This is a genomic window from Deinococcus psychrotolerans, assembly GCF_003860465.1.
Taxonomy (GTDB): Bacteria; Deinococcota; Deinococci; order Deinococcales; family Deinococcaceae; genus Deinococcus; species Deinococcus psychrotolerans.
Genome location: NZ_CP034183.1, coordinates 1,440,001 through 1,450,678 on the forward strand (window position 1 = coordinate 1,440,001; position 10,678 = coordinate 1,450,678).

A 10,678-nucleotide genomic window follows, 5' to 3' on the forward strand; every position below is an offset into this window, starting at 1 on the left:
AGTTTGCCGCCGTAACTCCAAGTCCGGCTGGAATGGTCAAGAGCGTCAATCGGGCCGCGTGACACGAGGCTGTCTCGGCCCGGCTCGACCAGTTGCGCCACCCGTTGCCACACGGCAGACATGTCATTGACCGTGATGTCATCGTCCACAACCACGATGACTTTGGCGAACATCATCTGACCGAGGCCCAGCAGACCGTTGGCGACTTTGTAGGCGTGGCCGGGGAAGGCTTTTTTAATGCTGACCACCACCAAGTTGTGGGCTACACCGACGGGCGGCATGTGGTAATCGCTGATCTCCGGCAAGATCAATTGGGCAGCGGGCAAAAACAGGCGCTCGCTGGCTTCGATCAGGTAAGCGTCTTCCATCGGCGGGCGGCCCACGATGGTCGCCGGATAGACCGCTCCCCGGCGCATGGTCACGGCGGTAACGTGAAAACGCGGGTAGAGGTCAGGCAGGGTGTAAAAGCCAGTGTGGTCGCCAAAGGGACCTTCCATCACCCATTCCTCTGCCGGGTCGACGTAGCCCTCCAAAATAAACTCGGCGTTGGCCGGCACCTCCAAATCAACCGTGACGCCTTTGATGACCGGGTAGCGCTGGCCGCGCAAGTAGCCCGCCAACGCGAATTCGTCCAAGCCCGGAATCGGCGGCAGCGGCGCGGTGGCGGCATAGATCAGGGCCGGGTCGCCGCCGAGGGCCACCGCCACTTCTAGGCGCTGGCCCAGCTTCTTGGCTTTCTCCAGATGCTTGGTGCCGGTTTTGTGGCGCTGCCAGTGCATCCCGGTGGTGTTTTTGCCCATCACCTGCATCCGGTACATGCCCATGTTGCGCTCGCCAGTTTCGGGGTCTTTGGTGATGACCAGCGGCAGCGTCACGAAGGGGCCGCCGTCGAGGGGCCAGCACTTGAGGATGGGCAGCTTGGTCAAGTCCACTTCGTCGCCAGTCCAGACGACTTCCTGCACGGCGGCGCGACTCACCCGTTTGGGCAGGAGGTGAGCGGCGTCGCCCAATTTGGGCAAGTTGGAAAGCAGGCCGCGCAACCCGCCGCTGCCTTTGATATCGATCAGGGCGCGAACCCGTACCGCCAGTTCGTCGAGGTCGCCGACGCCGAGCGAAAGGGCGGTGCGCTCACGGGTGCCCATCAAGCCGATCACGACGGGAAAAGCGCTGGGGCTGCCGTCCATCAGGCGAACGTTCTCGAAGAGCAGGGCCGGGCCAGCGCCTTTGACCATTCGGTCGGCGATTTGAGTGATTTCGAGGTCGCTGCTGACGGGGGTGCTGATTCGCAGGAGTTCGCCCCGCGCTTCGAGGAGGGCCATGAACGAATGAAGGTCAGGGAAAGCCATGAGCGCAGTCTAGGGGCTACCCAGCCAACTTCTGTCCGCTCGCTTACCAGATACAGCCAGCTCAAAAATCAGCTTTTAAACTTACATTCCTTGAGTGTGGTTGTGTTAGATTTGGACGATGATGAATCCTTACGTGGAATGGTTTGAGAATCTGCGGGCCGAGTACGGCGAGCAGCTCAAGCAAATGCCTTTGCCCGAAGGCTTGCCCGAACACCTGCGCGATCTGATGGCCAAAGGTGACGACGAAGCGGTTTTGTTTATGCTCAAACTGGCTTGGCAGCTCGGCGCACAGGCAGGCTTCAGTGCGGGTTATCAGCAATCGGGAGCAGAAATGCCGCCCAAAAAGAGCACCAACGCTCAAGCTTAAAAAACCGAACTTACGGGAAGTGCCGCCTACGGTAACAGGCGGGACTTCTCGTGATGGTTACAGATTCAAATACTTGTGCCACTCGTTGCGGTCTTGGGCAAACTGGCCTTGCGCGTAGAAGCCGAAACTGGGAGCGCGTGGGCGCAGCCTCAGCGGCATAGCGGCCTGCTCGGGGGTACGGTCGCCCTTGCGCTGGTTGCAGGCGCGGCAGGCCACCACCACATTCTCCCAACTGTGCCGACCGCCTTTGGAGCGCGGCTGCACGTGGTCGAGCGTCAGATCACCCTTCTCACCGCAGTACTGGCAGGTGTAGGCGTCGCGCCTCAGCACGTTGCGGCGGTTAAAGGGAATCGGGTGAATGCGCGGGCGGCGGATGTATCGCCGCAGCCGGATCACGCTGGGCACCGCCAGAACCGTGCTGGGTGAGCGCACCACGTCGTCGCTGTTTTCCAGGACTTCGGCGACGCCGTACTGAATGAGAGTGATGGCCCGCTTGGCACTGGTGACGTGCAGCGGTTCGTAAGAAGCGTTCAGCACCAGCACGCGCGGCACGTTCAGATTCGTGGCCACCCGTAAAGGCGCAGCAAAAGTCTCTGGCCCGTTCATTGAATTATTTTAAACGCAAATCGTCAGCACAATGTTGCGCCGAACAGCTTAGGCGACCTAAGCGTCAAGGCGCAGGTGTAAGCCGCAGCTTTCGCGAATTAGGCGAGAAATCCCTTGACTCCATCGGCGACGTACTGCACCGCCAAGGCAGCGAGCAGCACGCCCAATACCCGCGTGATGACGTGAATGCCCGACTCGCCCATCAAGCGGGCGATGGGCCCTGACAGCCGCATAGCGAGGTAGCACAGCACCAACACCGCCGCCGTGACCACGAAGACCCCGCCGAGCAGCAGCGCTTGGCCGTGCGCTCCGCCCGCCAAGATCATGATGCTGGCCAGCGTGCCGGGGCCAGCGATCAGCGGAATGGCCAGAGGAAACACGCTAATGTCGGCGGCACCGCTGAGGTGAGCTTGGGGAGCCGGACTCGGCGTGATTTTGGGAGATTGCGTTTGAGCAGCTTCTCCCTGCGCTTCATGCGGCTCGGGCATCTGGTCTTTTTGCGACGGCTCGTGGCTGAGATTGCCGCGCCCGAAGACCATATCCAGCGCGATTAAGAACAGCAGCACACCGCCCGCCACTTTGAAGGCGTCGAGGCTGATCGCCAGATAATCGAGCAGCGGTTTGCCGATCAGCCCAAACGTGAAGATAATTCCGCCGGCCACCAGTGAGGCTTTGAGGGCAATCGAGCGGCGATCTGCTCTGGAGCGGTTGCTGGCAAGGCCGATGTAGAGCGGGGCCAGCCCGATAGGATCCATGACCACCACCATGGTCAAGAAGGTTTGCAGGGCAATACTGGTGAGGGCAACCGTGTTCATGGCCCTAGCCTATGCCAGCGATCCTGGCAGCCGCTACACTTGGCGCATGAGCCAGCCCAGCCTGCCCGTTTTCCTCGCCCTCGATGTCAGCAAAAATCGGGTGGGCTACGCCGTCAATAAGGGCGCGTTGGTGTTTGGGCGCGGCAGCTTTGACCGTACCCGGCTGCCCCGCGACCTCAAAGCCATCTTGCACAAGCAGCGCCAAGAGGCCGCCGCCGTGTTGGTTTTGGGCTTGCCGCTGAGCATCGACGGCTCGGCCAGTCCAACGGCTGACCGGGTGCGCTCGTTTGGCCGCGAGCTGCAAAAGGTGGGAGCCGAAGTGGTGTACCAGGACGAGCGCTTCACCACCCGCCGTGCCCGCGAGCTTGGCGCAACCGACTTAGACGAAGCCGCCGCCGTGCAGATTCTGGAATTGTACGTGCAGGGGCGTGTGGCGCGGCTACAAACTCAAGCAGAGTAACGAAGCTGCAACGTAAAAAAACTCTAGACTGGAGCATGAACCTACTTTCAGCTGTGCGTTCGCTGCTGAGTCGCTTGTTGGCTCGGCCCACCCGTCCCGACGATCAGCAGGGCGACCACCTCGCCGCCGTGACCGCTCCGCACGGCCCCCGCCCGCGCAAGGGCGGAGCGCACGCGCCGCTCCCGAAGGTGACCGAAGAAGTGCTGCGGTAAGCTGCCGCGCTCTGAGTGGTGTACTTTCCCGCCCGACTACACCACTTCTGCGGTGTACGCCTCAAATCAAGTAACGCCGTCCAGCACGGGTACAACACGCCCTAAAGCAGCTCAGCTCTGCCAACATGAGGCATTCAAAAGAAGGCCCAGCACTTTAGAGAACGGCTCTAAAGGCGCGGACTTCTTCCCCCTCACAAGGAGAGCCGACCATGACCAATCCCCGCACGCCCGCCGAGATTTTGGAAAAGACCTGGAAAACCGAGGAGCGCTGGCAAGGTATTCAGCGCAACTACAGCGCCGCCGAAGTGGTCAAGTTGCGCGGCAGCCTCCAGATCGAGCACACGCTGGCCAAGCACGGCGCACAAAAACTGTGGCAACTGATGAAGCAAGAAGACTTCGTCAACGCCCTCGGCGCACTGACCGGCAATCAGGCCATGCAGCAGGTCAAAGCCGGTCTCAAGGCCATCTACCTGAGCGGCTGGCAGGTGGCGGGCGACGCCAACAACGCGGGCCAGATGTACCCGGATCAGAGCCTTTATCCGGCCTCGTCGGTGCCGGACGTGGTCAAGCGGATCAACAACACGCTGCGCCGCGCCGATCAGATTCAGCATTCTGAGGGTGAGGGCGAGATCGATTACTTCGCGCCCATCGTGGCCGACGCCGAGGCCGGATTCGGCGGGCCGCTCAACGCCTTCGAGCTGATGAAGGCGATGATCGAAGCGGGCGCGGCGGGCGTTCACTTTGAAGACCAACTCGCCTCCGAGAAAAAGTGTGGACACCTGGGCGGCAAGGTTCTGGTGCCGACCAGCCAGTTCATCCGCACGCTGAACGCCGCCCGCCTCGCCGCCGACGTGTCGGGTGTGCCGACGGTACTCATCGCCCGCACCGACGCCGACGCCGCCAACCTTCTGACCAGCGACATCGACGAGAACGACAAAGTCTTTTGCACTGGCGAGCGCACTCCCGAAGGCTTTTTCTATGTCAAACCCGGCATGGAGCAGGCCATCAGCCGCGCCCTGGCCTACGCGCCCTACGCCGACGTGATCTGGTGCGAAACCAGCGTGCCCAACCTGGACGACGCCCGCCGCTTTGCCGAGGCTGTTCACGCTCAGTTTCCCGGCAAACTGCTGGCCTACAACTGCTCGCCCAGCTTCAATTGGCGGAAGAATCTGGACGACGAAACGATTGCCAAGTTTCAAGTCGAACTCGGCAAGATGGGCTACAAGTTCCAGTTCATTACGTTGGCGGGCTTCCACAGTCTCAATCACGGGATGTTCGAGCTGGCTTACGGCTACGCCAGAAACCAGATGAAAAGTTTCGTGGAGTTGCAGGAAAAAGAATTCGCGGCACAGAAACGCGGCTTTACGGCGGTCAAGCACCAGCGCGAGGTTGGTACGGGGTACTTTGACTTGGTCTCCAACGCAGCGGCGGGCGGCAAAAGCAGCACCACCGCGCTGGCGGGCAGCACCGAAGCGCAGCAGTTTGGAGAGAGCCATAGGGAGCTGGCCGCCGCGCACGACTGAACTTTTAAATAGAGAGCACAACGCTGAAGCGGGAAAGGCCTTGACTGGTCTTTCCCGCTTCGGCGTGCTGATTCCCGGAGCACAAAACAAAAACCCCCGCCAGAAGACGAGGGAGTTTGAGGTGGTGGCAAAGGCCGGACTTGAACCGGCGACCCAACGATTTTCAGTCGTTTGCTCTACCGACTGAGCTACTTTGCCATCTGGCGGTCCGGACGGGATTTGAACCCGCGACCTTCTGCGTGACAGGCAGATATGCTAACCGCTACACTACCAGACCAGATATTTCGCGCTTCGGCACTGAACTTCAGACCTCGGCGCAGCCGCTTTCGCAGCGGGTTAAAGGATAGCCGCGCCCTGAGGCATTGTCAACCACGACACCGCCGCGCCGCAAAGAGGGCTTTACCTTGCGCTCCTGTGCCCTTATACTTCTGAGGTTGCCCCGGCGAAGGCCGAGCGGCGAGGACAGCAGCACCCGCGACTGTGAACACATCTGCTTGCTGAGCAGCGAGAGGTGGTGTGATCCGCCAGCGCAAAGGAGAACCAACCATGACCAAGAGCAGCATCCCCAGAATCAACCGTGGCGCTATTTTGCGCTCCATCGAGCAGCCGCACATCAAAGCCGATGCGCCGGACTTCCAAGCGGGCGACACCGTGCGCGTGGAAACCAAAGTGGTCGAAGGCACCCGCACCCGCGTGCAGGCTTTCGAAGGCGTCGTCATCGCCATCAACGGCGGCGGCAGCCGCAAAAGCTTTACGGTTCGCAAGATTTCTTTCGGCGAAGGCGTGGAGCGCGTGTTTCCTTTCAACACCCCGCTGATCAGCAAAATCACCATCTTGGAGCGCGGCAAAGTGCGCCGTGCCAAGCTGTATTACTTGCGCGAACTGCGTGGTAAAGCGGCCCGCATCAAGAATGACCGTGGCCGCGTGATGAAAGACGCCGCCCGCGATCAGCGCACCAAAGCCGCCGCCGCCGAACAAGCGACGCTGGACAAAGCCGCGCAGGAAGCCCAAGCCGCCAAGGACGCCGAAGCCGCTGCCAAAGCTGCCCAAGAAGCTGCTGCCGCACAGGAAGCTGAAGCCGCCCAAGCTGCCGCGCCAGAAGCAGCCGAAACCGAGCAAGCTGCTCCCGAAACCAAAAGCGAATAACCGCTTGCGGGCTCAGCTCCACTCTCCACGTGAGGGTGGAGTTTTTTGTTGGCGCTGCGCCACCCCGCCGTTACCCACAAAGGAACCTGAACCCGCTGACCTCGCTGGGTGGGGTAGCATAAACGCGCATTCAAATTCCTACGCAAGAACTCAGGAGGAACCATTCATGAAAGAACCTGTACGTGTGGCCGTCACCGGCGCAGCTGGACAAATCGGCTACAGCTTGCTGTTCCGCATTGCGGCGGGCGACATGCTCGGCCAAGATCAGCCGGTCATTTTGCAGCTCCTCGAAGTCACGCCCGCCCTCAAAGCGCTCAGCGGCGTCGTAATGGAACTCAATGACGGCGCGTTTCCCCTCCTGCACGGCATTGTCACCAGCGACGACCCGATGGTGGCTTTCAAAGACGCCGACTACGCGCTGTTGGTCGGCGCGATGCCGCGTAAGGCCGGTATGGAGCGCGGCGATTTGCTGTCAGCCAACGGCGGCATCTTCAAGCCGCAGGGCGAAGCGCTCAGCGAAGTGGCCAGCCGGGGCGTGAAAGTCCTGGTGGTTGGCAATCCCGCCAACACCAACGCCCTGATCGCCCAGCAAAACGCCCCCAAACTGGACGCTGGGCAGTTCACGGCGATGGTCAGACTCGACCACAACCGCGCCATTTCGCAGCTCGCCGCCAAAACGGATTCGCTGGTTAGCGACGTCAAGAACCTGACGATTTGGGGCAATCACAGCTCCACCCAGTACCCTGATTTGTCGCAGGCCACTGTCGGCGGCAAGAAGGCGCTGGACTTGGTCGATCAGCAGTGGTACGAAGAAGAGTACATTCCCACGGTGGCCAAGCGCGGAGCCGCCATCATTGAGGCGCGGGGAGCCAGCAGCGCGGCGAGTGCGGCGAGCGCGGCCATTGACCACATGCATGACTGGGCGCTGGGAACCAAAGACGGCGAGTGGGTCAGCATGGGCATTCCTTCGGACGGCAGTTACGGCATTCCCGAGGGCCTGATCTACGGCTTTCCGGTCACTGTCAAGGGAGGCAAGTACGCCATCGTGCAGGACTTGCCCATCAGCGACTTCAGCCGCGCCAAAATGGACGCCACTGCTAAGGAGCTCGAAGAAGAGCGGGACGCCGTGCGGGATTTGGGCTTAGTCAAGTAACTCAACCAACCCGGACAGCAAAGTAACGCTAAGCGGCTCCTAAAGTGGGGCCGCTTTTTTGGGCTTGCAACTCTGAACATCCTTCACGCATAGTCGTAAGCATGAACAAGTTGCTTCTCACCGCCCTCCTCGGCCTCACTTTCGGCTCTGTGACTTTGGCCCAAACGACCACAGCTCAAACTGCTGCGCCAGCGACCAGTGCCGCCGCTCTCACGCCGCAGGCCGCGCTGACCCGCTTGGCAGCGGCGGAAAAAGTGGAGGCTGGTTGGTTTACGCCCGATTTTGCCAGCGCTCTGCCGCAAGTAGCGGGCGGCTTTCGGAGCTTTAAAGAGCAGTACGGCGCGTTCCAGAGCGTGGACGACCTCGGCAGCAACCGCTACCGCCTGCGCTACGTGGGCGGCACAGTCACGGTGGAGACCCAGCTCAACGCGGCGGGCCAGTTCACCAGCTTGTTTTTGCGGGGACAGCAGGCCAACACTGCGCCCACTTCAGCCACCCCCGCTCAACCTTCGCCTACAACCCCTACAACCCCGCCCACGTCAGCCGCTCCAACTTCAAACGCGGCAGTCACTGTGCAAGCCGCCCTCACGCGCCTTTTGTCAGCCAAAACGCTCAGCCCCGAGTGGTTTTCTGCCGACTTCCTCAAGCAGGTGCCGGTGACGCAGCTCTCCCCCATTTTGGCGAGTGCCAGCAGCGGCCTCGGCACCTTTCAAAGTGTGGAGGCGGGCAAGGACGGTGGGTTCACTGCCAAATTCACTGAGGGGACTTTACCGATCAAGGGAGCGAGTGTGGACGCGCAGGGCCGCTTCACTGGACTTCTGCTCGGCGCGGGCACACCCAACCAAAAACCGAACTTGGCTGAGGCCATAAGCGCTTTTGGCAAACTGACTGGGCAAAATAGCGTGGTGGTCGTCGAAAACGGGAAAGTGACAGGCAGTCTGAGTCCAGATCAAAAACTGGCGGTGGGCTCGGCCTTCAAACTGGGCATCATGGCCGAGTTGCTGGCCCAGATGAAGACGGGACAGCACCAGTGGTCGGAAGTCACTACGGTGCAGGCACAAGACAAAGCCTTGCCCAGCGGCTTCTTGCAGACCTGGCCCGACAACGCCCCGCTGACCTTACAGAGTTTGGCGACGCTGATGATCTCGCAGAGCGACAACACCGCCACCAACGTGCTGCTGCGCTTGGTGGGGCGCGTCGGCGTGGCCAAGCGGCTTGGACAAGCGGCCTTACCCAACACGCGCGAATTTTTCGCCCTCAAGAACCCGGTTAACAAAGCGCTCTTGGACGCTTACCTCAGCGGCAACGACGCCCAGAAGAAAGCAGTATTAGAGCAAGCTGCCGCCGCGCCGCTGCCGAGCGTGAGTTTGTTTGCCGCAGACGCCATCACCTCGCCGCAAGTGGAATGGTTTGTGCCGGTCACGACGCTGTGCGGCCTCATGAACGAAGTCGCTGCCCTGCCACTGATGCAAGTTGAAGCGGGCGTGGCCGATCCCAGCTTGTTTAAGACGGTCAGTTACAAAGGCGGCAGCGAAGGCGGCGTGCTGAACTTGACCACGCAGGTGACGACGCAAGACGGGCGCACGGTTTGCGTGAGTGCCACCAGCAACGACAGCAAGTCGATTGACCAAACCGCCTTTGCAGGGTCTTACAGCAAGGTGCTGCAAGCAGTGCGGTAAATGGATATGGGGAGCAGGCTTGCCACTCGGCCCGCTCCCCACTTCTATGCGTCCACTGCTCAGGGGCGTCTACAGCCCCAAATACCCCTGATAAGCCTCAATAATCGCCGCACCCCACAGCAAGGCCACCACCGCGCCTATCGCCAGATACGGCCCGAATTTGAGTTTATTTTCGCCGCCGGTAAAGCGCTGGATTAAGCCCAGCACCGCGCCCGCCACCACTGCCACTGCCAGGGCCACCAGCAAGCGCTCGAAACCCAGAAATGCTCCGATGACGGCCGCCAGCTTCACATCCCCAAAACCCATCGCGGTGGGGTCGCTGGGGCTGTCGTCGTCTTCGGCGGTGGCGTTGGAACTGCTCAGCCACCAGTACGCCCCCGCCAGCAGACTGAGCGCCCCCGCAGCGGCGAGGCCACCTTGAATACCCGTCAGCAGCGAAAGGCTGCCACGTGCGCTGAAAAACGCCAAAGCCAGTAGTGAGCCGCCCAGCGTTAGCAGTTCGGGAACGCGCACGGCTCGGCGGGCCGCCGCATTGATGACAGTAGAAATCACGCCCAGTGCCGCGCCGCCCGCCAAAGCCGCCCACCAACTGCCCCACACTCCGCCGAACAGCACGCCGCCAAAGAGGGCCAGCGCGATCTGCTGATAGCCAATCGGCACCTCCGGATAAAGCCGCTCACGAAAGCGCCGCAGCACCCAGCCGCCCAGTAAGCTGATGACAACCAACACGCCTGCGCCCATCAATGCTCCGCGCAGGGCCGCTTCGAAATTGGGCAGCGGCGAGAGGGCCGCGCCGTTGACCGCGCCAAAAATCAGGCCGATGGCGGTGCCGGGAATGGTCAGCTCGTCGGGGATGGTGTAGGTTTCGAAGTCAATGATGGAAGCGACCAGCAAAATGGTAAACAGCAAGCACAGTCCGATAACGCCCGCGCCGAAGCTGCTGATCGGAAACAGCAGGGCCAGTGCCGCGTACCCCGCACCGCTGATGAGTTCAATCACCGGATAGCGGGCACTGATCGGCGCTTTGCAGTAGCGGCACTTGCCGCCCAGCATGGCCCACGACACCACCGGCACCAGATCTTGCGGCCCGAGCTGGTGGTTACAGTTGGGGCAGTGGCTCGGCGGAAAAGCCACGTTTTCGCCTCTGGGCAAGCGCCAGATCAGCACGTTGGAAAATGAGCCGATCAGCAGGCCCAAGACGAACAACACGGCGACGGTATACACATCCAGATTCACGGCTGAAGTTTAAGGCGTGAAGTCTTACAAAAAAGGGTTCGGGAGAAAAGTCCACAGCTTGAAGTCCAATCAGGCTGACATTTCGGCATCCCGCAACTTGGACGGCATCATGAACGCACACGTCTGAACGTACCC

General features: G+C 61.2%; 10 protein-coding genes, 2 tRNA genes and 1 pseudogene (1 of these 13 cut by a window edge). 7 read left to right on the top strand and 6 right to left on the bottom strand.

Translation table 11 applies throughout. The features are described from left to right. Positions 1–1,346, bottom strand: partial view of a menaquinone biosynthesis decarboxylase gene (locus EHF33_RS07030; protein ID WP_124869301.1) — the 5' portion only. It extends 535 nt beyond the left edge of the window; 1,346 of the gene's 1,881 nt are visible here — the first part of the coding sequence; the start codon lies at positions 1,344–1,346; its stop codon lies beyond the left edge, outside the window. 118 nt (positions 1,347–1,464) lie between these two features. Between EHF33_RS07030 and EHF33_RS07035 the strand changes: the two genes are divergently transcribed. Further along, entirely contained in the window at positions 1,465–1,713 is a 249-nt protein-coding gene (locus tag EHF33_RS07035; RefSeq protein ID WP_124869304.1) for a DdrH, read from the top strand. Between the two features lie 57 nt (positions 1,714–1,770). On the opposite strand, the gene EHF33_RS07040 is transcribed toward EHF33_RS07035, so the two are convergent. Both EHF33_RS07040 and EHF33_RS07045 read right to left on the bottom strand, forming a co-directional pair. Next, positions 1,771–2,319, bottom strand: a complete 549-nt coding sequence (locus EHF33_RS07040) for an HNH endonuclease (protein WP_124869307.1) — start codon at positions 2,317–2,319, stop codon at positions 1,771–1,773. A 98-nt stretch (positions 2,320–2,417) separates the two neighbouring features. Further along, positions 2,418–3,134, bottom strand: a complete 717-nt coding sequence (locus EHF33_RS07045) for a MarC family protein (RefSeq protein ID WP_124869310.1) — start codon at positions 3,132–3,134, stop codon at positions 2,418–2,420. Positions 3,135–3,180: 46 nt separating this feature from the next. Here EHF33_RS07045 and EHF33_RS07050 point away from each other — a divergent pair, with 46 nt between their 5' ends. The 3 genes from EHF33_RS07050 (at position 3,181) to aceA (ending at position 5,329) form a co-directional block, all read left to right on the top strand. Beyond that, entirely contained in the window at positions 3,181–3,594 is a 414-nt protein-coding gene (locus EHF33_RS07050) for a RuvX/YqgF family protein (protein WP_124869313.1), read from the top strand. A 35-nt stretch (positions 3,595–3,629) separates the two neighbouring features. After that, positions 3,630–3,806, top strand: coding sequence for a hypothetical protein (locus tag EHF33_RS21080; RefSeq protein WP_164473434.1), 177 nt, complete (start codon positions 3,630–3,632; stop codon positions 3,804–3,806). A gap of 209 nt (positions 3,807–4,015) precedes the next feature. Further along, positions 4,016–5,329: an isocitrate lyase gene (gene aceA, locus EHF33_RS07055; protein WP_124869316.1), complete on the top strand. Its 1,314-nt coding sequence runs from the start codon at positions 4,016–4,018 to the stop codon at positions 5,327–5,329. A gap of 122 nt (positions 5,330–5,451) precedes the next feature. Here the strand turns inward: aceA and EHF33_RS07060 are convergent. After that, positions 5,452–5,527 (bottom strand) — tRNA-Phe (locus EHF33_RS07060). Positions 5,528–5,530: 3 nt separating this feature from the next. Continuing rightward, positions 5,531–5,606: transfer RNA gene (locus EHF33_RS07065), tRNA-Asp, on the bottom strand. Positions 5,607–5,875: 269 nt separating this feature from the next. Between EHF33_RS07065 and rplS the strand changes: the two are divergent. The 3 genes and pseudogenes from rplS to EHF33_RS07080 form a co-directional block, all read left to right on the top strand. Continuing rightward, a pseudogene (gene rplS / locus EHF33_RS21430) lies at positions 5,876–6,340 on the top strand (50S ribosomal protein L19); the annotation flags it as partial. 301 nt (positions 6,341–6,641) lie between these two features. Further along, positions 6,642–7,628, top strand: coding sequence for a malate dehydrogenase (locus EHF33_RS07075; protein ID WP_124869322.1), 987 nt, complete (start codon positions 6,642–6,644; stop codon positions 7,626–7,628). A gap of 101 nt (positions 7,629–7,729) precedes the next feature. Beyond that, a complete protein-coding gene (locus EHF33_RS07080) occupies positions 7,730–9,307 on the top strand; it encodes a serine hydrolase (RefSeq protein WP_124869324.1) in 1,578 nt (525 codons plus the stop codon). Between the two features lie 69 nt (positions 9,308–9,376). Here EHF33_RS07080 and EHF33_RS07085 read toward each other — a convergent pair whose 3' ends face one another. Then, positions 9,377–10,543, bottom strand: coding sequence for a prepilin peptidase (locus EHF33_RS07085; RefSeq protein WP_164473435.1), 1,167 nt, complete (start codon positions 10,541–10,543; stop codon positions 9,377–9,379). Positions 10,544–10,678 lie beyond the last annotated feature (135 nt).

Coding starts and splice junctions, on each gene's coding strand:
- EHF33_RS07035 (WP_124869304.1), top strand. CDS start 1,465: ATGATGAATCCTTACGTGGAATGGTTTGAGAATCTGCGGGCCGAGTAC.
- EHF33_RS07040 (WP_124869307.1), bottom strand. CDS start 2,319: ATGAACGGGCCAGAGACTTTTGCTGCGCCTTTACGGGTGGCCACGAAT.
- EHF33_RS07045 (WP_124869310.1), bottom strand. CDS start 3,134: ATGAACACGGTTGCCCTCACCAGTATTGCCCTGCAAACCTTCTTGACC.
- EHF33_RS07050 (WP_124869313.1), top strand. CDS start 3,181: ATGAGCCAGCCCAGCCTGCCCGTTTTCCTCGCCCTCGATGTCAGCAAA.
- EHF33_RS21080 (WP_164473434.1), top strand. CDS start 3,630: ATGAACCTACTTTCAGCTGTGCGTTCGCTGCTGAGTCGCTTGTTGGCT.
- aceA (WP_124869316.1), top strand. CDS start 4,016: ATGACCAATCCCCGCACGCCCGCCGAGATTTTGGAAAAGACCTGGAAA.
- EHF33_RS07075 (WP_124869322.1), top strand. CDS start 6,642: ATGAAAGAACCTGTACGTGTGGCCGTCACCGGCGCAGCTGGACAAATC.
- EHF33_RS07080 (WP_124869324.1), top strand. CDS start 7,730: ATGAACAAGTTGCTTCTCACCGCCCTCCTCGGCCTCACTTTCGGCTCT.